Raw genomic sequence first — 23135 nt, 5'->3', positions numbered from 1 at the left:
CGCCGCGCATGTTGCTGCGCTTGACCTGCTGCGAGTAGCGCTCCTTGGAGGAGAGAGTTCGCCGGGTCTCAGCTGCAGCCAGCCCCCATCGGACTCTTGTAGACAAGGACCACAGCGTGCGCACCTCCCTCACCTCCGTCTCTCATCACCGCCTCCGCTCGCATCCGCGCGTGGTGGCTCCGTCGCTGCACTTGCCGGACACCGCAGGCGCCGCGGTTTTCGCCGCCGTCCGCCAGGGCGGCCCGATCGCGCGCGAGGCCATCGCCGGTGCCACCTCACTGAGCGTCGCCACCGTCAATCGCCAGGTCAGTGCATTGCTGGAGGCCGGGCTGCTGCTTGAGCGCGCCGACCTGGCGACCTCCGGGGCGATCGGACGACCGCGCCGGCCGGTGGTGGTCAATCACGAGCCGTTCCTGGCGCTGGGCCTGCACATCGGGGCGAAGACAACCAGCATCGTGGCCACCGACCTGCTGGGCCGCACCCTCGACGTCGTCGAGATCCCCACCCCGGCCAACGGCGCGGCGCCGGCGCTGGCGTCACTGGCCGCCAGTGCCCGCCGGTATCTGACCCGCTGGGGCAAGCGCCGGCCGTTGTGGGTCGGGGTGGCGACCGGTGGGGCGGTGGACCGCGCCACCGGCTACGTCGATCACCCGAGGCTGGGCTGGACGGCCGCACCGGTCGGGCCGGTGCTGGCCGAGGAACTGCGCCTGCCGGTGTCGGTGGCCTCGCACGTCGACGCGATGGCCGGCGCCGAATTGCTGCTGGGGGTGCGGCGCCCGGTGGCGGACAGCTCCACCAGCCTCTACGTGTACGCGCGTGAGACGGTCGGCTACGCACTGGTGATCGGCGGCCGGGTGCACAGCCCGGCCAGTGGTCCGGGCACCATCGCCGGCCTGCCGGTGTCCTCGGAGTTGCTCGGTGGCTCCGGGCAGCTGGAATCCACCGTCAGCGACGAGGCGGTGCTGGCCGCGGCCCGTCGGCTGCGGATCCTGCCCGGCGGAACCGGCGCCGCGTCGGCCGCGGTGACCGGCCTGGTGCGGGAGGCGCGGGCCGGCGACGAGCGGGCGAGGGCGCTGCTGACCGAACGGGCCCGGGCGCTCGGCGAGGCCGTGGCGTTGCTGCGCGACGTTCTCAACCCGGACGACCTGGTGGTCGGGGGCCAGGGCTTCACCGAATACCCGGAAGGCATCGCCGAGGTGGAGCGGGCCGTCGCGGAGCGATCGGTGCTGTCGGGACGCACCATCCGCGTCACCGCGTTCGGCAACCGGGTCCAGGAAGCCGGCGCCGGTACGGTGTCGCTGGGCGGGCTGTATGCCGATCCGGTCGGCGCGATGCGCCGCTCGCGTGGACCCGCCGTACCGGCGGTCCCGGAAGTGCCCGCCTGAGCAGAACTGTAAAGATGACGGGGTGGGGCGTGGATTCGGATCTGATGTGCGCCGGGTAGCGGTGCTGTCGGTACACACCTCGCCACTGGCTCAGCCCGGCACGGGCGATGCCGGCGGGATGAACGTCTACGTGTTGCAGAGCGCGCTGCACCTGGCCCGCCGCGGGGTCGACGTGGAGGTCTTCACCCGCGCCACGTCGTCGGCCGATCCGCCGGTGGCCCATGTCGCCCCCGGCGTGCTGGTGCGCAACGTGGTGGCCGGCCCGTTCGAAGGCCTGGACAAGAACGACCTGCCCACCCAGTTGTGCGCGTTCGCCGCGGGGGTGCTGCGCGCCGAGGCCGCCCACGAGCCCGGCTACTACGACGTGGTGCATTCGCACTATTGGCTCTCCGGCCAGGTCGGCTGGCTGGCCGCCGACCGCTGGGCGGTGCCGCTGGTGCACACCGCGCACACCCTGGCCGGGGTGAAGAACGCGGCCCTGGCCGCCGGGGACAGCCCGGAACCGCCGATGCGCTCGGTCGGCGAGCAACAGGTCGTCGACGAGGCGGACCGGTTGATCGTCAACACCGAGGACGAAGCAGACCAACTAGTCGCGCTGCACGGCGCCGACCCCGCCGGCATCGATGTCGCCCACCCCGGCGTCGATCTGGAGGTCTTCCGCCCGGGAGACAAGCGGCAGGCCCGCGCCGCGCTGGGACTGTCGCCCGACGAGCCGATCGTGGCCTTCGTCGGCCGCATCCAGCCGCTCAAGGCCCCCGATATTCTGCTGCGGGCGGCGGCCGAGCTGCCCGGGGTGCGCGTGGTGGTGGCCGGCGGCCCGTCGGGCAGCAGCGGGCTGGCCGCACCCGGCGGGCTGGTTCGGCTGGCCGCCGACCTGGGTATCAGCGATCGCGTGACGTTCTTGCCGCCGCAGTCCCGGGGGAATCTGGCCGCGTTGTTCCGGGCGGCCGATCTGGTGGCGGTGCCGAGCTACTCCGAATCATTCGGCCTGGTCGCCCTGGAAGCGCAGGCCTGCGGGACGCCGGTGGTAGCCGCGGCCGTCGGCGGGTTGCCGGTGGCGGTGCGCGACGGCGTCACCGGGACGCTGGTCGCCGGACACGGCATCGAGGCGTGGTCGAGCGCGATCGGCGGCCTGCTGCGGCTGGGTTCCGGGCCCCGCGGCTGGGCGATGCGCCGGGCCGCGGTCGCCCACGCGGCGACGTTCTCCTGGGAGCGCACCGTGGACGCCCAGCTGGCCAGCTACACCAACGCGATCGAAGACTTCGCCGCGGCGCGCGGCGAGCGCATGCGGGTGGTCGGTGCGGCACGCCGGCCCAGGCGCTGGCCGGCGCGGAAGGGGGCGCGGGCGTGAACCCCGGCGTGAACCCCGGCAAGGTCCGCCGGCTCATCGAAGAGACCCTGACCGCGGCCGAGCTGAGCTATTCGCCGGTTCCGGGCGCGCATGGCGGGCTGCCCGGGCTGGTCGTCGAACTGCCCGGCGAGCGCAAGCTCAAGACCAACACGATCCTCAGCATCGGGGAACACTCCGTGCGCGTCGAGGCGTTCGTCTGCCGCAAGCCCGACGAGAACCATGCCGGGGTCTACCGGTTCCTGCTCAAGCGCAACCGCCGGCTCTACGGGGTGGCCTACACGCTGGACAACCTCGGCGACATCTACCTGGTCGGCCGGATGGCGCTGGCCACGGTGAGCCCGGAGGAGATCGACCGGGTGCTCGGCCAGGTGCTCGAAGCCGTCGACTTCGACTTCAACACCTTGCTGGAGTTGGGATTCGCCTCCTCCATCCAGAAGGAGTGGGAGTGGCGGGTCTCCACCGGGCAGTCGCTGAAGAACCTGCGGGCCTTCGAGCATTTGATCGACCAGGACGACCCGGACGACGAGAACGACGAGGACAAGGACGACGACGAGTGACCCCGGGGCCCGTGAGACACTGACCGGCATGTCTGACACTGCCACGCTGGTGCTGCTGCGCCATGGTGAGAGCGAATGGAACGCCAGCAACCAGTTCACCGGCTGGATGGACGTCAATCTGACCGACAAGGGCCGCACCGAGGCGGTGCGCGCCGGTCACCTGCTCGTCGAGCACGACCTGCTGCCCGACGTGGTCTACACCTCGCTATTGCGCCGGGCGATCACCACCGCCAACCTGGCACTGGACGCGGCCGACCGGCACTGGATCGGCGTGCACCGCACCTGGCGGCTCAACGAACGCCACTACGGCGCGTTGCAGGGCCTGGACAAGGCCGCGACCAAGGCCCGCTACGGCGACGAGCAGTTCATGACGTGGCGGCGCAGCTACGACACCCCGCCGCCGCCGATCGAGCCCGGCAGCCGCTACAGCCAGGACACCGACTCCCGCTACGCCGACATCGGCGGCGGCCCGCTGACCGAATGCCTGGCCGACGTGGTGGCGCGTTTCCTGCCCTACTACACCGACGTCATCATCCCGGAGCTGCGCTCGGGTAAGACCGTGCTGATCGCGGCGCACGGCAACTCGTTGCGGGCCCTGGTGAAGTACCTCGACGGCATGTCGGATGAGGCGGTGGTGGGCTTGAACATCCCCACGGGCATCCCGCTGCGTTATGACCTGGACTCCGAGCTGCGCCCGAAGCTGGCCGGCGGCGTTTACCTGGACCCGGAGGCGGCCGCCGCCGGAGCGGCCGCGGTGGCCAGCCAGGGCGCCAAATAGCCCGTCCGGGCCGTCCAGTGTGAATTCCGGGTGGAAATCCGGTGAAATCTTCGCCCTGAATTCACGTTCGGCGCACGTCATGGTCGATCGCTGGCCAACCGTCGGTCCCGGACTGCGTACGATTTTGCCGTGGCTGCGACTTCGGCGCTGACGCTCGCTGCTGCGTCGGCACTGCCGGCGCTCATCGTGGGCGTCGCGGCCGGTTTTTGGTTATCGCCCCGGTTTGCCGAGCGGCGCCGGCGGGTTCACACCGAACGAGCCGGGATCACCGTCTCGCAGATGCTGCAGCAGATCGTGGCCCACGCATCGTTGGGGATCGTCGTCGTCGACAGCCACCGCGATGTCGTCTATCTCAACGAGCGCGCCACTGAATTGGGGCTGGTGCACGGCCGGCTCCTCGACGACGACGCCTGGGCGGCCGCGCAGCTCGCCTTGGACGGTGAGCAGGAGGTCGATTTCGACCTCTCGGCGGCCAAGCGGGCAGCCGGGGCCACCCGATCGGAATTCTCGGCGGTGCGCGGTTACGCCCGGTTGCTGTCCGATGAGGATCGCCGGTTCGCGGTGGTGATCGTCGACGACCAATCCGAACAGGCCCGGATGGAAGCCAGCCGGCGCGACTTCGTGGCCAACGTCAGCCATGAGCTCAAAACTCCGGTGGGGGCGATGGGCCTGCTCGCCGAAGCGCTGCTGGCCTCTGCCGACGACCCCGAGGCGGTACGCCCGTTCGCGGAGAAGGTGTTGTTGGAGGCGAACCGGCTGGCCAACATGATCGGCGAGCTGATCGAGCTGTCCCGGCTGCAGGGCGCCGACCCGCTGCCGGACCTGGGCGCCGTCGATGTCGACAGTGTGGTGAACGAGGCGATCTCCCGGCACAAGGTGGCGGCCGACAACGCGGAGATCACCATCACCACCGACGCTCCGAGTGGCTTCCGGGTGCTCGGCGACGAGCCGCTACTGGTCACCGCGCTGGCCAACCTGGTGTCCAACGCCATCGCTTACTCCCCGCACGGTGCGCCGGTGTCGATCAGCCGGCGGAGCCGCGACGGCTTCGTCGAGATCGCCGTCACCGACCGTGGGATCGGCATCGCGCGCAAGGATCAGCAACGCGTCTTCGAACGGTTCTTCCGGGGTGACAAGGCCCGGTCGCGCGCGACCGGCGGCAGCGGGCTCGGTCTGGCGATCGTCAAGCACGTGGCGGCCAACCACAACGGCACCATCTCGCTGTGGAGCCAGCCGGGTACCGGTTCGACGTTCACCTTGGCGATTCCCGCCTACCAGGGCAGTGTGGACCATGAGAAGGAGGAACAGTGATCACACCCGTCGTCGGTCACCCAGGGGAGGAGCAGCGGCGATGACACACGTCTTGATCGTTGAGGACGAGGAGTCGCTGGCCGATCCGCTGGCGTTCCTGTTGCGCAAGGAGGGGTTCGAGGCGACCGTGGTCACCGACGGAACGGCGGCGCTGGCCGAGTTCGACCGCTCCGGTGCCGACATCGTGCTGTTGGACCTGATGCTTCCGGGGATGTCGGGCACCGATGTCTGCAAACAACTGCGGGCCCGCTCCAGCGTGCCGGTGATTATGGTCACTGCCCGCGACAGCGAGATCGACAAGGTCGTCGGCCTGGAACTCGGTGCCGACGACTACGTGACCAAGCCCTATTCGGCCCGCGAGTTGATCGCGCGGATCCGGGCGGTGCTGCGCCGCGGCGGCGACGACGAGGGCGGCGTCGGCGAGGGCGTGCTGGAATCGGGCCCGGTGCGCATGGACGTCGAACGCCATGTCGTCATGGTCAACGGCGAGCAGATCACCTTGCCTCTCAAGGAGTTCGACTTGCTCGAATACCTGATGCGCAACACCGGCCGGGTGCTCACCCGCGGCCAGTTGATCGACCGGGTCTGGGGTGCCGACTATGTCGGCGACACCAAGACCTTGGATGTCCACGTCAAACGACTACGGTCCAAGATCGAGGCCGATCCGGCCAATCCGGTGCACTTGGTTACCGTGCGGGGACTGGGGTACAAGCTGGAGGGCTGAGCTTCGCGCCGTCACCGGGATGGGTGACCTAACTTGCTCGTGCGGTCGTCGTCGCCGAAAATCACGAGATTGACGTCCTGGTTCTTAAGGTAACCTTAATCAAGGTTGCCTACGGAATCCTTGGGCCCAATTTTTGAACCCATCTTCGTTAGCCATACGGGAGACGCGATCGATGAGCGGGCCGGACGACACGGTGCACACCCTCCGCACGCTGGTGGACCTGCTGATGCAGCGTGCCCAGCAGCGGGGCGATGCCCCGGCGTTCAGCTTCTCCCGTGACGGCGACGAGCACGAGACCAGTCGGGCGTCCTACCGGGAACTCGACCGGCGTGCCCGCCAGATCGCCGCGGACCTGCAGGCTCAGGGAGCCGCCGGGGAACGGGTGCTGGTGCTGTGCCCGCCCGGCCTGGACTTCATCGCCGGCTTCTTCGGCTGCCTCTACGCCGGTGCCATCGCGATCCCGGTGCACCCCCCGATGCGCGAACACCTCCTCCCGCGCGTCGAGTCGATCATCGTCGACGTCCAGCCCGGCTTCGCGCTCACCACCAGCGAGATCGAGCCGAGGATCAAGCCCGCGATCGACGCGCTGCCGGGCGGACAGGCGCTGCGGTGGACGATCACCGACGACACCGCCGCGGGCAGCGAGGCGGCTTGGACGCCGCCGCGGATCGACGGCGACAGCATCGCGATGCTGCAGTACACCTCCGGGTCGACCAGTGCCCCCAAGGGCGTGGTGCTCACCCACGGCAACCTGGTGCACAACCTGGTGACCATCGCCGAGGCCTGGGACGCCAACACCGACATGCCGCACGTGGTCGGCGTCTTCTGGCTGCCGCCCTACCACGACATGGGCCTGATCGGCGGGCTGCTGGAAACCCTCTATGTCGGGGGCCATTCGATCCTGATGCCGCCGACCGCGTTCATCAAGCGGCCGATGCGGTGGCTGGAGGCGATCTCGCGGCATCGCGCGATGATCACCGCGGCGCCCAACTTCGCCTTCGACATGTGCGTCGAGCTGAGCAGCCCGGCCGAGCGCGCGGCACTGGACCTGTCCAATTGGACGGTCGCGCTGTGCGGCGCCGAACCGGTGCGCACCGCCACCCTGGACGCGTTCGCCGAGGCGTTCGCACCGGCCGGCTTCGCGAAGGAATCGTTCTATCCGGTGTACGGGCTGGCGGAGGCCACCCTGCTGGTCTCCGGCGGCTCGGACCGCCCGGTGCCGATGGTGCAGCACATCGACCGGGTCGCGCTCGGCGACAACCGGGTCATCGACGTGCACGCCGACGACCCCAACGTCGCGACCCTGGTGGGTTGCGGCAAGCCGCGCGGCGGCCAGCGGGTGATCATCGTCGACCCGGAGACCCGCCGGGAATGCGCCGCCGACCGGGTCGGGGAGATCTGGCTGGCCGGCGGCAGCGTCGCCCACGGCTACTGGGGGGCTTCGGAGCTGTCCGCGGAGACGTTCGCCGCAACCCTGTCCGACAGCGGCGAGGGCCCCTTCCTGCGCACCGGCGATCTGGGCTTCCTGCATTCCGGGGAGCTGTTCGTCACCGGTCGCCGCAAGGACCTGATCATCATCCGGGGTACCAACCACTACCCCAACGACATCGAGCTGACCGTGCAGAACACCAACCCGGGGCTGCTGCGCGGCCGCGGTGCGGTGTTCTCGATCGCCCCGGAACCGGGCGCTGCCGAACAGCTCGTGGTGGTGCAGGAGGTCGACCCGAGCCGGATCGGTGCCGACGCCGCCGACGAGGCGATGCAGGCGATCCGTACTGCGGTGACCGAGAACCACTCCGTCCGCACCTACGCCGTCGTCCTGGTGCAGCCGCTGCAACTGCCCACCACCTCCAGCGGCAAGATTCAGCGCAGCGCCTGCAAGCAGCAGTACCTCGACGGCGCGCTGCCGGTCGTGGCGCAGTGGCCGTCGGCCGCCTCGCAGCCGCCGCCGCAGCCCGAGTCCGAACCGGCCCCGGCGGCGCAGCCGGGACAGCAGGCCGCGGAAACTCGCACCGCGGCCGAGATCAGCGCCTGGCTCGTCGATCGGCTCGCCCAGGACCTCGAGTTGCCCGTCGCCGAGGTCGACCCGGCCAAACCGTTCGCCTTCTACGGGCTGGATTCCATTCACGCGGTGCGGCTTTCGACCGCCCTGGAGCAGTGGCTGGGCTGTGAGCTGGCCCCCACCATCGCCTACGAATATCCCTCGATCGACATCCTCTCCGACCACCTGGCCCGCGTGGCCAAGAACGAGCAGTCCGGTAGCCAGCCGCCCGAACCCGCCGAACGGCCGGCCGCCGACGAGCCGATCGCGATCGTCGGCATCGGTTGCCGGTTCCCGGGGGCCGACGGACCCGAGGCCTTCTGGCGGCTGTTGTCGGGCGGGGTGGACGCCACCGGTGAGGTCCCGGCCGACCGCTGGGACGTCGACGCGTTCTACAACCCCGATCCGTCGGTGCCGGGTACCGCGGTCACCCGCCGGGGCGGGTTCCTGGACCAGGTCGACCAATTCGACTTTCAGTTCTTCGGGATCTCGCCGCGGGAGTCGGCGCAGATGGACCCGCAGCAGCGGCTGCTGCTCGAAGTGGCCTGGGAGGCCCTGGAAGATGGCGGTCAGGTCCCGGACGCGCTGGCCGGCAGCCGCACCGGCGTGTTCGTCGGCATCTCCACCAACGACTACGGCTTCCTGCGGCTGGGTCAGCCCCAGCTCGTCGACGCCTACACCGGCACCGGCAACGCGCTGAGCATCGCCGCCAACCGGTTGTCCTACACCTTCGACTTCCACGGCCCGAGCCTGTCGGTCGACACCGCCTGCTCCTCGTCGCTGGTGGCCGTCGACCTGGCGTGCCGCAGCCTGCGCGACGGCGAGTGCAGCATGGCGCTGGCCGCCGGGGTGAACGTGATCCTGTCGCCGGCGCTGGCGATCAACTTTTCCAAGGCCCGGGTGATGGCCCCCGACGGCCGGTGCAAGACCTTCGACGCCGACGCCGACGGGTATGTGCGCGGCGAGGGCGCCGGAGTGGTGGTGCTCAAGCCGCTGCGCAAGGCGCTGGAGGACAACGACCCGGTCTACGCGGTGATCCGCGGCAGCGCCACCAACTCCGACGGCCGGACCAACGGCCTGATCGCCCCCAGCGGGCGGGCGCAGGAGCGCGTGGTCCTCGAGGCGTTCCGCCGGGCGGGCCTGCCGGCCGGTGCGGTCCAGTACATCGAGGCGCACGGCACCGGCACGGCCATCGGCGACGCCATCGAGGCCAACGCCCTGGGCACCGTGCTGGCCGAGGGCCGGCCGGAGGGCAGCCGCTGTCTGGTGGGCTCGGTCAAGACCAACATCGGCCACCTGGAGGCGGCTGCCGGTATCGCCGGGCTGATCAAAGTGGCGCTGTCGCTGCAGCATCGGTCCATTCCGGGCAGCCTGAACTACACCGAGCCGAATCCGCACATCCTGTTCGACAGCCTGCCGCTGGAGGTGGCGCAGACCCTGACCCCGTGGCCGGCGGGCAGCCGCGCCGTGGCCGGCGTCAGCTCCTTCGGGTTCGGTGGCACCAACGCCCACGTGGTGCTCACCGAGGCCCCGCAGGTCCGCAGCAGCCACCCGGACGACGATGCCGCGCCGCGCGCCGAACTGCTGGCGCTGTCCGCCCGGTCGCCGGAGGCGCTGACCGCACTGGTCGGCGAGTACGAGATGGCGCTGTTTTCCGGCGGTCTCGCGGGGGGCGGCGCGCTGGCCGACCTCTGCTACACCGCCGGCGCACGCCGCGGCCACCACGACTACCGGCTGGCGGTGGTCGGCGACTCACCGGCCGCGCTGTTCGAGTCGCTGTCGGCCTACCGGCTCGGTGAGTCCCGTCCCGGGCTGACGGTCGGGCACTGCTCGCCGGGCCGGCCCGGTCCCGGCGTGACGTTCATCTTCTCGGGGCAGGGCTCGCAGTGGCACGGCATGGCGCAGCGGTTGCAGGCCGAGGAAGCGGTGTTCGCCGACGCGCTGGCCGCCTGCGACAACGCGCTGCACCCGCACCTGGGGCACTCGATCCTCAAGGAGCTGGCCCGCGACGAGGACAAGTCCAAGCTCTCCGACATCGGCATTCTGCAGCCGACGATCTTCGCGATTCAGGTGGCGCTCGCCGCGCTGTGGCGGTCCTGGGGCGTCGAACCCGCCGCGGTGGTCGGGCACAGCCTCGGCGAGGTGGCGGCCGCCCACGTCGCCGGGGCGCTGAGCCTCGAGGACGCGGCGCGGGTGATCTGCGCGCGGGCCCGGATGCTGCGGGGCGTGCGCGGCCGCGGCGCGATGATGGTCACCGAGACCACCCTGACCGAAGCGCAGGAGCTCATCGCCGGTCATGAGCGCGAGGTGGCGGTCGCCGCCAGCAACAGCCACCGGTCGACGGTGCTCGCCGGTGAGCGCGCGGTGCTGGAAGAGCTGATGGCCCAACTGGCCAAGCGGGACCGGTTCTGCCGGTGGATCGAGGTCGACGTGGCCTCCCACAGCCCGCAGATGGAGGCCCTCGGGGCGGGCCTGCGCGGCAGCCTGGTCAAGCTGAAGCCGACCGCGCCGGCGGTGCCGATGTACTCGACGGTCACCGGGGAACTGGTGGGCGAGCAGCTGCTGGACGCCGACTACTGGGTGGCCAATCTGTGTTCGCCGGTGCGGTTCTCACCGGCGCTGCGACGGCTGCTGGAGACCGGACACGACACCTTCGTCGAGCTCAGCCCGCACCCGATCCTGCTGACGGCGGCCCGTGAAGACGTTGAAGACATGAGGCGCACCTGCAGCCTCTTGCCTTCGATGCGCCGCGACGATGAGGGCCGCTCGACCATGCTCGGCGCGCTGGGAGCCCTCTACACCCGGGGACACCCGGTGGCCTGGGAGCAGATCTACCCGCGGGGCAGCCACTGCGTTCCCGCGCCCACCTACCCCTGGCAGCGAGTGCACTCCTGGCTGGATGCCGGCTCCATCGCCGCGCCGCGCCGCGGCAGCACCGCAGCCTCGGGCGGCTGGCGCGGCCCCATCCGGTCGGCCGCTCAGCCCGGAACGGTGCTGGCCGAGCTGGATGTCACGGGCGTGACGGCGCCATCGGCCGAGCAGCTGGGTGAATTGGCTTGCAAGGCAGCTGAACTGGCGTTCGGCCCGGGCAGCCGGTCGGTCGGTGAACTGAGCCTGCGCGGCGGTCCGGCCGCCGCGAGCACCCTGCAGTTCGCGCTGACCGATGACGCGTTCGAGTGTTACGCCAGTGCGGCCGGCGGCCACTGGTCGCTGCTGGCCACCGGCACCCTCGTCGCCGGCCAGGCCGGTGAGCCGGTCGTCGTCGCCCCCGCGGATCCGCGCGACCGCAGCTATGTGCTGCGCTGGCAGCCCGCGTCGATCGTCGCCGACGGCTCAGGCCGGTCTGAAGGCCGGGCGGCCGAACCCGGCAGTTGGCTGATCCTGTCCGACGGCCCGGTGGCCGACACGCTGCGGGACCACCTGGAGGCGCAGTCGCAGTCCTGCGTGCTGGTGGAGGCGGTCGTCGGGCTCGCCGAGATCGAACGCGTGAGCGCGGACAGCTACCGCATCGACCCGGACAAACCCGAACACTTCGCTGAGCTGCTGCGCGCGGCGTTCGGCGGCGACCGGCCGCCGTGTCGCGGCGTGGTGCAGCTGTGGAACCTGCTGGTCTCCGACGACGAGTCGCTGGACACCGCGACCACCCTCGGGTCGCTGAGCGTGGTCCACCTCATCCAGGCCCTGACGCTGTCGGGCTGGCCGGAGTCGCCGCGGCTGTGGCTGGTGACCCGCGGTGCGCAACCGGCCGGCTGGGACGAGGCCGGGCCCGCCGCACCGGCGGTGGGGCAGGCGCCGGTCTGGGGGCTGGCCCGCAGCATCGACCACGAACATCCGGAACTGCGCGCCACCGCCGTCGACTTGTCGACCGACAGCGGCACCGAAGAACTGCGTGGCCTGTTCAGCGAGATCTGGTCGGATAACAGCGAGACCGACGTGGCGCTGCGCGGCCACCGCCGCTACGTGGCGCGACTGGAGCCCTTGGAGAACCCGGCGGCGCTGTCCGAACAGCCCGGCGAGTTCGCGGTGCGCCACGACGCCAGCTATCTGATCACCGGCGGCCTCGGCGCGGTCGGCGGCAAGATCGCCGGCTGGCTGGTCGAGCGCGGCGCCCGCCACCTGGTCCTGATGGGGCGCAGCGCGCCATCGGCCGCCGCTGCGGCGACCCTGGACGCGCTGCGGGCGGCGGGCGCCGAGGTGACGGTCGCCCAAGGTGATGTCACCAAGGCCGATGACGTCGCGGCGGCCCTGGCCACCATCGGTGCGACGATGCCGCCGCTGCGCGGCGTGGTGCACGCGGCCGGCACCGTCGACGATGCGATCCTGGCGCGTCTCGACGCCGCGAAGCTGCGCGCGGTGATGGCGCCGAAGGTGCAGGGCGCCTGGAACCTGCACACCCAGACCGCCGATGCCGAGCTGGACTTCTTCGTGCTGTTCTCCTCGGCCGCGTCGGTGCTGGGTTCGCCCGGGGCCGCCAACTACGGGGCCGCGAACGCGTTCCTCGACGCGCTGGCCTGGCACCGTCGGTCTGCCGGCCGGCCGGCGCTCAGCGTCAACTTCGGCCCGTGGGCCGGATTGGGCATGTTCACCAACTCCGAGTTGCACCGCCACTTCTCGCACTACGGCGTCGAAGGCATGTCGGCAGCGGCGTACTTCGCCGCGCTGGAGGCGCTGCTGGCCGACTCGACGTCCCAAGCGACCCAGGTCTTGGTGCTCGACATCGACTGGGCGCGGTGGCGTCCCAGCGCGCAGTCACCGCTGCTGCGCGACCTGCAGGCGGCGGTGCCGGGCGGCCCGGACGACCTGGCCACCGCGAGCGGGCTGTTCGAGGCGGTGCAGGCCGCCGATCCGGCGCAACGTCAGCAGCTGCTGGAGACTTATCTGCGTGACCTGGTCGCCGGCAAGCTGGGACTGGCCCCGGCGGGCCTGGATGTCACCGCGCCGCTGAACAATCTCGGGGTGGATTCACTGATCACCCTGGAACTGCGCATCCAGGTGGAGCGGGAACTCGGCATCGTGGTGCCGGTCGCCCGCCTGCTGGACGGCCCCAGTGTGGTCAGTCTGTCCAGCTGGCTCAGCGGGCAGTTGGCCGCCGGCGGCCACGCCGAGCCGATCCCGGTTCCCGGCACCGGTGCGGCACCCGACGTCCCACTGCCGACACCGGAGGCTGACGTGCTCGCGCAGGTCTCCGACCTCTCCGACGAGGCAGTGGATGCGTTGCTGGCGAAGATGATCGCCGAGGGCGAGCACGCCCAGGATGGGAGTAGCCCGTGACGGACGGACCCGATGGGCCCATCGACATCTCCGGCCTGTCGCCGGCGCAGAAGCGCGAACTGCTGGCTGCGCTGCTGACGGCCAAAGCGCAGCAGCAGACAACCGAACACCAGCTGTCCTACGGCCAGCGGTCGATGTGGTTCGTCCACCGGCTCGCGCCCGACAGTGCCGCCTACACCGTCGCCTACGCCGGACGCATCGCCGCCCGCCTCGACGTGCCGGCCCTGGAGCGGGCCGCCCAGGCGTTGGTGGACCGGCACCCGATGCTGCGCACCACCTACGCCGAGCGTGACGGCCAGCCGATCGGACTCGTCCACGCGCATTGGCCGGTGCGGATCGACACTCACCGCATCGGTGCGGACCCGGCGGAGCTGCAACAGTGGATCCAGGCCGAGACCGATCGGCCGTTCGATCTGCGCAACGGCCCGGTGCTGCGGCTGACGCTGCTCGAACGCCCCGACGACCACGTGTTGCTGTTGACGGTGCACCACATCGCCGTCGACTTCTGGTCCATCGACGTCATCCTCGACGAGCTGCGTGGGCTCTACGCGCATGGGCACGGCGCCGCCATGCCGGAGGCTACCGCCGACCGCTACGTCGACTACGCCGCGCAGCAGACCGCGATGCTGAACGGCCCTGAGGGCGAACGGCTCTGGGAATACTGGCGGGGCGCGATGAGCGGCGAGCTGCCGACGCTGGCGCTGCCCACCGATCGGCCCCGTCCGGCGGTGCAGACCTATGTCGGTGCGCTCCACCGGTTCAGCGTCGACGCCGCTGTGTCCGCCGGGATCAAGCAGGTCGCGCGGACGGCCGGCGCGACGCCCTACATGACACTGCTGGCGGCCTACGCGGTGCTGCTGCACCGCTACAGCGGCCAGGACGACCTGGTCATCGGCTCGCCGTTCGCCTGCCGCGACCGGGCCGGGCTGATGGGCATGGTCGGCTATGTCACCAACCCGCTGCCGCTGCGCGTCGACGTGAGCGACGACCCGAGTTTCGCCGCGCTGCTGGGCCAGGTCAAAGACACCGTGCTGGGCGCCATCGCACACCAGGAGTTCCCGCTGCCGCTGCTCGTGGAGCGGCTGCGGCCGGCGCGCGACGCCGGGCGCACCCCGCTGTTCCAGGTGTCGTTCGCCTGGCAACAGGTGCGGTTGTTCGACGAAAACACCGCCAACGCGGCCGGATCCGACGCCGTACTTCCCCTGGAGACGCTCTACATCGGCCAGGGCGGTTCGCCGTTCGACATCACCCTGCAGGTCGGCGAACACGAGGACCAGCTGCAGCTGGCGCTGCAGTACAACACCGATCTGTTCGACGCCGCGACCATGGACCGGATGGGCGAGCATTTCAGGCTGCTGCTCGAAGGGATCGCCGCGGACCCGAACACCCCGGTGTCGCGGCTGCCGCTGCTCACCGACGCCGAACGGGCCCGGCTGCAGTCCTGGAACGACACCACGGTCGACTACCCGGATGCCCCGGCGTCTCTGCACGACATGGTCGCTGCCGCTGCCGCACGCACACCCGATGCCGTGGCGGTGAGTTTCGACGGCCGGGAGCTGAGCTACGCCGACCTGGACCGGCGGTCCAACGGGCTGGCACATCGGTTGCGCGGGTTCGGTGTCGGCACCGGCGCCGGCACCGACGTGGTGCCGGTGCTGCTGGAACGCTCCGAAGATCTGGTGATCGCCCTGCTGGGGGTACTCAAGGCCGGCGGCGTCTTCCTGCCGCTGGATCCCGCCCAGCCCGTCCGGCGGATGGAGGCGATGCTGGCCGACGTGCCGGACGCGCCGGTCTGCGTCACCCGCCGGGATCAGTTGACTTGTGTGCCAACCGATTTCACCGGCGCCCGGCTCTGCCTCGATCAGCCGTCCGCGGCGCCGGCCGAGGCGGATTCCGCGCCGGAGGTGACCGCGGCCGAGCTCGCCTACCTGATGTACACCTCCGGTTCCACCGGCACGCCCAAGGGGGCGTTGAACACCCACGCCGGCATCCGCAACCGGCTGCTGTGGATGCAGGACGCCTATCGGCTGACCGCCGAGGATCGGGTGCTGCACAAGACCCCGATCAACTTCGACCCGTTCGTCTGGGAGATCTTCTGGCCGTTGATCGTCGGTGCCCGGGTGGTGATCGCCAAACCGGAAGGCCACAAGGACGCCGGCTACCTGGCGCGCATCATCGCCGAACAGCAGGTCACCACAATGCATTTCGTTCCCTCGATGTTGCGTCGCTTCCTGGCGGAGCCCGAGGCCGCATCCTGCACCGGGCTGCGGCGGGTGTTCTGCAGCGGTGAAGCACTCACCGCTGATCTGCGCGACGCGTTCTTCGAGGTGCTCCCGGCCGAGCTGTACAACCTCTACGGTCCCACCGAGGCCGCCATCGACGTCACGCACTTCCATTGCGTGCGTGGCGAAACCGAGCCGGTCATTCCGATCGGGCGGCCGATCGCCAACATCGCGATACACCTGCTCGACGCCGTGGGCAACCCGGTTCCGGTGGGTGTGCCGGGCGAGCTGTGCATCGGCGGCGTCGGCGTGGCGCGCGGCTACCTGAACCGGCCGGAGGCCACCGCCGCAGCGTTCGGCGACGACCCGTTCAGTGCTGTCCCGGGCGCGTTGCTCTACCGCACCGGCGACCTGGCCCGGTACCGGGCGTGCGGCAACATCGAATACCTGGGCCGCCGAGACGATCAGGTGAAGATCAACGGCTTCCGGATCGAGCTCGGTGAGGTGGAGGCCGCGCTGGCCAACCATCCGGGCATCGCCGAATGCGCGGTCGTGGCACGCAAGGACAGCTCCGGCAACACCCAACTGATCGCGCATATCGTGCCGGTCGCGGCGCTCCCGGGCACCGCGGAGCTGCGCCGGTTCCTGCTGGAACTGGTTCCCGCGGCGATGGTGCCCGCGGTGTTCCGCGCCACCGACCTGCTGCCGCTGTCGCCCAGCGGCAAGGTGGATCGGCGGGCGCTGCTGGCTCTCGACGCCGACCTGGAGCAGAAGGAGTGCTCCGTTTTTGTAGCGCCGCGCGACGCGACCGAGGAGGCACTCGCCCAGATCTGGCGCGAGGTGCTCGACGTGGACCGGGTCGGGGTCACCGATGATTTCTTCGCCCTCGGCGGCGCTTCCACCCAGGCACTCGAGGTCGCGGTGCGGGTGGGTGAGCTCGGCATGGAGCTGCGCCCGGAGTCGATGTTCGTCTACGGCACCATCGCCGAGCTGGCCGCCGAATTCGGCCCGATCGGCGGGGCCGCCAAGGCCGATCGGCCAGCCGAGCAGCCCGCGGCGACGCCCCAGCCCGCGGTGGTCGCGCCCCAGCGGGTCCCGGCGGCCCAACCCGCCCCGGCACCGGTGATCACCCCGGCGCAGGCCGGTCCGTCCCGCAACGTCGTCATCGAAAGCCTCGGGGTGTACCTGCCGCCGCGGGCGGTCTCCACCGAGCAGGTGCTCGCCGACTGCGTCAACGAGGTGAAGATCCCGCTGGAGCGTCTCACCGGCATCAAGAACCGGCGGATGGCCGGGGTCGACGAATTCTCGATCGACTTGGGCCGCAAGGCGATCGCCGACTGTCTGTCCCGGTCGAGCTACGCCCCCGAGGAGATCGATCTGGTCATCGCCTGCAACATCTCCCGCTGCGACGGCCCCGAGCACATGTTCACCTTCGAGCCCAGCACCGCCTCACAACTGCGCGACGAGCTGGGGCTGACCAACGCGGTGTGCTTCGACATCAACAATGCCTGCGCGGGCATGTTCACCGGTGTCAGCGTGGCCCAGGACTTCCTCAAGACCGGGCTGGTGCGCAACGCGCTGGTGTTCAGCGGCGAATACATCAGCCACATCACCGAGACCGCGCAGCAGGAGATCGAGGGTGCGATGGACCCCCGGCTGGCCTGCCTGACCGTCGGCGACGCCGGCGCGGCGGCGGTACTCGAACTCGGGGCAGGCGACCGGGTCGGCTTCCACGACCTCGACCTGGCCACCTACAGCGAATTCGCCAAACTGTGCATCGCCAAGGCCACCGAGGGCCCGCACGGCGGCGCCATCATGGTCACCGACTCGGTCACCCAGACAGCGATCGCGGTGAAGCACTCGGTGCCCTACGTCGCGGCGGTGATGCAGCGGCACGGCTGGCGTCCCGAGACGGCCGACCAGCTGCTGATGCACCAGACCTCCGAGGCGTCGATCAACGACGCCATCCTGACCATCAACCGGGTGTTCGGCGCCGGTGCGGCCAGCCGGGCCAACACCATCTGCAACCTTGCAGAACGGGGAAACACCGCCACCACAACCCATTTCGTCGCGCTGTACGACTACATCAATGCGGGCCGGATCAACTCCGGTGACAATGTGGTGCTGTCCATCACCGGCTCCGGGCAGACCATCGGCACCGGGCTCTACACCTTCGACGACCTGCCCGACCGGATGCGCCGAGCCGGCAACGGCCAGGCCGGGCAGCCCGCCCGCGGCACCCGGTCCCGCCGCCGGGAGTTGCCGGCCACGCCGCGGGTGCGTATCGAGGGGATCGGCATAGCCGTGCCCGATTTGGGGGCCGCGGGCCCGCAGCCCAGCTCGATCCAGTTCGCCGTCGACGCCGCGGCCGCCTGCTTGGATGACAGCGGGGTCGAGCGGACCGAGGTCGGACTGGTCATCCACACCGGTATCTACCGCGACGACTTCCTGTCCGAACCGGCCGTGGCCACCCTGGTCGCCGGCGAGGTCGGGATCAACGCCGAGCCGGAATCCGCGGATGCCCCCAAGACATTCGCGTTCGACATCCTCAACGGCGGAGTCGGTTTCCTCAACGGCTGCCACGTCGCGGCCGGGATGATCGGCGCCGGCCGGACCGGCCACGCCATGGTGTTGGCCTCCGAGGTGGAGAACAACACCCCGCAGAGCGGTTACCCGCGCGCCGGCATCACCGAGACCGGGTCGGCGATCATGCTGAGCCCCAGCGCCGGCCCGGAGGGCTTCGGCCGGTTCGTCTTCGCCCACCACCCCGAATACCGGGGCGCACTGCGGACTTACACCCAGGAGCGCGACGGCCGGATGTGGCTGCGGGTCGACCGCGACCCGAACCTGGCCGCCATCTACGTGAGCTGCCTGCCCTCGGCCGTCAAGGAGTTGCTGACGCTGGAATCCTTGGAGCCCGAGGACATCTCGCTGGTGTTCCCGCCGTATCTTCCGGGCACCGCCCTCGACGAACTCGCCGCGGGCACCGGGGTGGACCGGTCACGCTTCGTCGACCTCGCGGTGCAGGGCTGCACCAGTGATCCGTTCACCTCGACGCTGCCCTACCAGATCGCCGACGCGCGGCAACGCGGACTGGTCAAGCCCGGCGACGTCGCGTTGATCATGGCCGTCGGCTCCGGTGTCGAGGTCGGCTGCACCACCTACCGGTTCTGATCTGATGCGGGCATTCGTCACCGGGGGAACCGGATTCGTCGGCTCGAATCTGGTCGCCGCGTTGCTGGAGCGCGGCATGCAGGTACGGGTGCTGCGTCGTGCCACCTCACCGATGGCTGCGCTGGACGGCTTGGACTGCGAGACCCGGGTGGGCGACGTGCTCGACGGCGTCGAGGCGCTGACCGAGGCGATGGCCGGCTGCGACTGGGTGTTTCACACCGCGGCGATCTCGGACTACTGGCGCCACCGCACCCAGACCCGGCTGTATCGCACCAACGTCGACGGCACCCGCGACATGGCCACCGCCGCCCAGCGGGCCGGAGTCAAGCGCTTCGTCTATACCAGTTCGCTTGCCGCATTGGGTATCCCGTCGCGCGGACACGAGTTGGTCGAGACCGACGAATTCAACATCCGGCCCCGGCAGTTCCCCTACGGGCACAGCAAGCACCTCGCGGAGGCCGAACTGCGCAAGGCCGTCGCCGCCGGTCTTCCCGCGGTGATCGTCAACCCCTCGGTGGTGATCGGGCCCCGCGACGTCAACCGCATCGCCAGCGCCATGCTCGTCGAAGCGCAGCACGGCCGATTGTGGTTCGCCGCACCCGGCGGCACCAACTTCGTCTCGGTCGACGACGTGGTGGCCGGGCACATCGCCGCCGCCGAGCGGGGCCGGATCGGGGAGCGCTACATCCTGGGCGGTGAGAACCTGTCGTTTCGTGCGGCGTTCACCGAAGCCAACAACCTCTTCGGCCGGCGTCCACCGTCGGTCATGTTGCCGCGCTGGTTCATCCCGGTGGCCGCGGCGGGTGTCAGCGTGGCCCGCGCCGTAGTCGGACCGCGACTGCCGATCGACGCCCGCCAGATGCGGCTGTCCACCGCCGACATCTTCGCCGACGCCACCAAGTCCCGCGAGGAACTGGGCGTGCCGTTCACCCCGTTCGCCACCGCGCTGCGTGCCGGCTACGAGTGGTACCGCGACAATGGCTACCTGCATCGCTGACCCCACGTCCTGCCGCCGGTAGCGGCCGTCACCCGGCTTTTTGCCAGTCGTCGTCGGCGAAGAGGTGTCGTTGGACGGGGCCCTCGACGGGAACGGCTTCGTAGCTGGCCTCGTCGAACAGTGGGTCGTCGAACAATGGATCATCGCGAACCGGGTCGTCGGGCCACGGCCACTCGGCGTCGGGCGGTGGCAGCTCCTCGGGCGGCGGTCGGCGGTGGTGGTCGATGACGGCTTCGATGAAGTGGAAGGGGTTGACGCGGGGTTGGCCGTGGTCGAGTTTGGGCGGCGGGATCCATTCGACGCGGCCGGATTCGCCGAGTCGGGTGGTCCAGCCCTGTTCGCTGGCCATCCGGTTGTCGGGCGCGCACGCCAGCGCGAGGGAATCGACGTCGGTTTGGCCGTTGTCAGCCCAATCGCGTTCCAGGTGGTGCGCTTGGGACAGATACCCCGACACGGTGCATCCCGGCCGAGTACAGCCCCGATCGCGGTTGTGCAGCACGATGCGCTGATCCGCCGAGGCGAGGCGTTTGGTGCGGCCCAACCACAGTGCCCGTCCTTTCCCGTCGAAGATGGTCAGGTAGTGGTAGGCGTGGGAAGCCATGCGCAGCAGATCGCTCATGGGCAGCAGGCTGCCGCCTGCGGTGTACGCCTTGCCGGTGATACGGGACTCGCCTACCGGCGGTGCCGGTTCGGGCCGCGGCTGATCGGTGTGAGGTGCATGGTCGGACGCGGCCTGCAGCTCCGCCAGGGTGGTCGAGACAATCACCGTGACCGGCAGGCCGTTGAGCTGACCGAGGTCTCCACAGGCCAGCGTGGCGCGCAAGGCGGCCAGCAGGGCATCGTGCTGGCGTTGATCCCGGCTGCGGTGATCGTTCTGGATCTGCTCCTGGCTGGGGGCGCCGGACACGCAGGGTTGTTCATCGGCGGAGTTGCACATCCCCGGGGCGGCCAGTTTGGCCAGCACCGGCTCCAAGGTCGCCCGTAGCTCCGGGCTGATCTTGCCGCTCAAGGTGCTCATCCCGTCGGCGCGTTGCGGCCCCAGTCGCAGCCCGCGCTGGGCTTGCCGTTCGCGGTCGTCGGGCTCGTCGCCGTCTTGATCCAATACGGCGATCAAGTGCACCGCCAACCGTTGGAAGGCCTCCGGGGCGAACAGCGTCGCCAGCTCCGCCAGCTCACGCTCGGCGCGTTCCCGGTCTGCAGTAGCCACCCGGGCCGGGATCTTCTCCATGGCCTTACGGGCGATCGCCACCTGCTCCGGGCCGACCAGTCCGGCCGCCTGTGCGGCAGCCAGGCTGGGCAGCACCGGTTCGAGGGTCTCACCGGTCATGGCGGTGCGCGGACCCAGATCAGCGGCCTCAGCCACCCGCCGTCGGGCTTGCGCCGAGCTGATCCGCAACCGCTCACTCAATGCCTTGGCCAGCGAGCACCCCGCCAGCACCTCGGAATGGCCCTCGGCCACCAGCCGGGCCAGGATCTGATGATCGATCACCGGCGCCTGCCACGCCAACACCTCCCGGCGGGCCAGCACCGCTACCAGCTCCTCGGGGCTCAACGCGTCGAACGAACACTGCGCCAACCGGGCATTAATCGCCTCCTGCTCATCGAGACACCCCATGATGGCGTCCCGATCGGCGAGCGCGTCCCTACCCATAACCCGAACACTAGTTCGACCCCCCGACAGAAACCCGGGCTGATCCGGAAGCCCGACTCTAAGGAAGCTGTGAGAAATTCGGTCCGCCCCGGACAAGATCAACGCCGCGGGCATCGAGGCGACACTGTCGAAGTTGTCCCAGCGCTACGCCTAGCCGACCTGGCTCAGCAGCGCCTCGGTGGGCGGCCGGCGCTGAGCCCACGGCCGCACCGACTCCAGCTGTGCCGCAAGCGAAATCAGGGTGGCCTCATCATTGGTCCGCCCCACCAGGTGCACCGCCTCGGGCACCCCGGCGGCGTCGATACCGGTGGGCACCGAGATGGCCGGCTGGCCGCTGTAGTTCTGCGGGAAGGTGAACGGAATGAACTTCAGCATCCGAAGCATGGCGCGCGTCGGTCCGAACCCCTCGAAGTAGCCCACCCGCACCGGCGGTATCGCCAGCACCGGTGTCATCAGGACGTCGAAGTCGGCGATCCGGCGCTGCGAGCGGGCGGTGATCCGGGGCTCGGCGGCAACCGCACGCCGGGCGAGCCAGTCCGGAACCAGCCGGCTGGTCCGCGCCTCGGCCTGCATCCGCCGTTCCAGCAGTTCGGTTTTCGGGAGTCGATCGATCTCATCGGCGAAGCCGTTCATGAACAGCGCGAGCACCGCGGCGATCCCCACCACCGGGTAGACCGGGTCGCGCTCGACGACGTCGTGGCCCAGCGAACGCAACAACTCCGCGGTCTCAAGGACCGGGCGGCGCACCTCGTCGCTGACGTGCACCGGGACCACCGGCTTGAACGACATCGCGATCCGCAACCGCCGCGTCGGCGCCACCAGCGCGTCCATCAGCGGCGGCGCCGACGGCGGCGACGGAATCTCGTCGTCGGGTTCGGGCCCGGTCATCGCGTCGTGCAGCAGTGCCGTGTCGACGACACTGCGAGCCAGCGGCCCGATGTGGTTGAGGCCGTGGAAGCGGTACGCTCGTTCGGGCGACTCCTTGGTGCTGATCCGGCCGCGCTGGCCCTTGAGACCGACCAACCCGCAGCAGGCGGCCGGGATGCGCACCGAGCCGCCGCTGTCGCTGCCGGTGGCGCCCGGCACCATCCCGGAGGCGACCGCCGCGGCCGAACCACCGCTGGAGCCGCCCGGGGTCCGATACAGATCCCACGGGTTGCGGGTCACACCCCAGGTCGCCGATTCGCACACCGGGTAGGCGCCGAACTCCGAGAGGTGGGTCTTGCCGATGATCACCGCACCCGCGGCGCGCAGTCGCCGCACCGCGGCGCTGTCGGTGCTCGCCGGGCCGACATCGATTCCGGTGCCGCACATGGACGAAACACCGGCCACGTCGGTGTCGTCCTTGACCGCGATCGGCACACCGGCCAGCGGCAGCACCTCCCCGGCGGCCAACCGCCGCTCGATGTGCGCCGCCTCGTCCATCGCCCGGTCACCCAACACCGTGCGGAACACGTTCAGAACGGGGTCGAGCCGGGCGATCCGATCCAGGTACAGGGCCACCAACTCGCGCGGGGACACCTCCCGCTCATGCACCAGCTGTGCCAGGCGCGCGACACCGGCAAAAGCCAGCTCATGATCCTGCTCATGATCGTGCGCGGCAGACATGGTTGCGTCCTTTCCCCCGCGGACCACAATACCCACCGTGCGCTGCGCAAACGTGTGGCCGCGTT

Annotated in this window: 11 protein-coding genes; 9 read left to right on the top strand and 2 right to left on the bottom strand. The window is 70.3% G+C overall.

Annotation, left to right across the window (positions count from 1 at the left end):
* Positions 1 to 116: 116 nt before the first annotated feature.
* The 9 genes from BST10_RS10735 to BST10_RS10695 all read left to right on the top strand — a co-directional run bounded on the left by BST10_RS10735 (position 117) and on the right by BST10_RS10695 (position 19811).
* Positions 117 to 1385 carry an ROK family protein gene (locus BST10_RS10735; RefSeq protein WP_083037748.1) on the top strand — a complete coding sequence of 423 codons (1269 nt, stop codon included), beginning with the start codon at positions 117 to 119 and terminating at the stop codon, positions 1383 to 1385.
* Between the two features lie 22 nt (positions 1386 to 1407).
* Complete coding sequence (mshA, locus tag BST10_RS10730) at positions 1408 to 2736, top strand: D-inositol-3-phosphate glycosyltransferase (protein WP_109559474.1); 1329 nt, start codon at positions 1408 to 1410, stop codon at positions 2734 to 2736.
* Complete coding sequence (locus tag BST10_RS10725; protein ID WP_013827418.1) at positions 2733 to 3293, top strand: type III secretion system chaperone family protein; 561 nt, start codon at positions 2733 to 2735, stop codon at positions 3291 to 3293. Before mshA ends, BST10_RS10725 begins: the two co-directional genes overlap by 4 nt.
* Positions 3294 to 3321: 28 nt before the next feature.
* Entirely contained in the window at positions 3322 to 4071 is a 750-nt protein-coding gene (locus BST10_RS10720) for a phosphoglyceromutase (RefSeq protein WP_013827419.1), read from the top strand.
* Between the two features lie 129 nt (positions 4072 to 4200).
* A complete protein-coding gene (locus BST10_RS10715) occupies positions 4201 to 5382 on the top strand; it encodes a sensor histidine kinase (RefSeq protein WP_013827420.1) in 1182 nt (393 codons plus the stop codon).
* Between the two features lie 40 nt (positions 5383 to 5422).
* Positions 5423 to 6106, top strand: coding sequence for a two-component sensory transduction protein RegX (regX, locus tag BST10_RS10710; protein WP_013827421.1), 684 nt, complete (start codon positions 5423 to 5425; stop codon positions 6104 to 6106).
* A gap of 172 nt (positions 6107 to 6278) precedes the next feature.
* A complete protein-coding gene (locus BST10_RS10705; protein WP_083037746.1) occupies positions 6279 to 13418 on the top strand; it encodes a type I polyketide synthase in 7140 nt (2379 codons plus the stop codon).
* Positions 13415 to 18814 carry a non-ribosomal peptide synthetase gene (locus tag BST10_RS10700; RefSeq protein ID WP_083037745.1) on the top strand — a complete coding sequence of 1800 codons (5400 nt, stop codon included), beginning with the start codon at positions 13415 to 13417 and terminating at the stop codon, positions 18812 to 18814. Before BST10_RS10705 ends, BST10_RS10700 begins: the two co-directional genes overlap by 4 nt.
* Before the next feature lie 4 nt (positions 18815 to 18818).
* Positions 18819 to 19811, top strand: a complete 993-nt coding sequence (locus BST10_RS10695; protein ID WP_083037744.1) for an NAD-dependent epimerase/dehydratase family protein — start codon at positions 18819 to 18821, stop codon at positions 19809 to 19811.
* 28 nt (positions 19812 to 19839) lie between these two features.
* Here BST10_RS10695 and BST10_RS10690 read toward each other — a convergent pair whose 3' ends face one another.
* Positions 19840 to 21462 carry an HNH endonuclease signature motif containing protein gene (locus BST10_RS10690; RefSeq protein WP_083037743.1) on the bottom strand — a complete coding sequence of 541 codons (1623 nt, stop codon included), beginning with the start codon at positions 21460 to 21462 and terminating at the stop codon, positions 19840 to 19842.
* A 150-nt stretch (positions 21463 to 21612) separates the two neighbouring features.
* Positions 21613 to 23070, bottom strand: a complete 1458-nt coding sequence (locus BST10_RS10685) for an amidase family protein (protein WP_083037742.1) — start codon at positions 23068 to 23070, stop codon at positions 21613 to 21615.
* Positions 23071 to 23135 lie beyond the last annotated feature (65 nt).

The organism is Mycolicibacter algericus DSM 45454 (genome assembly GCF_002086455.1).
GTDB lineage: Bacteria > Actinomycetota > Actinomycetes > Mycobacteriales > Mycobacteriaceae > Mycobacterium > Mycobacterium algericum.
Note: the sequence above shows the minus strand (reverse complement) of the source record. Positions and strands in the feature narration are given on the sequence as shown.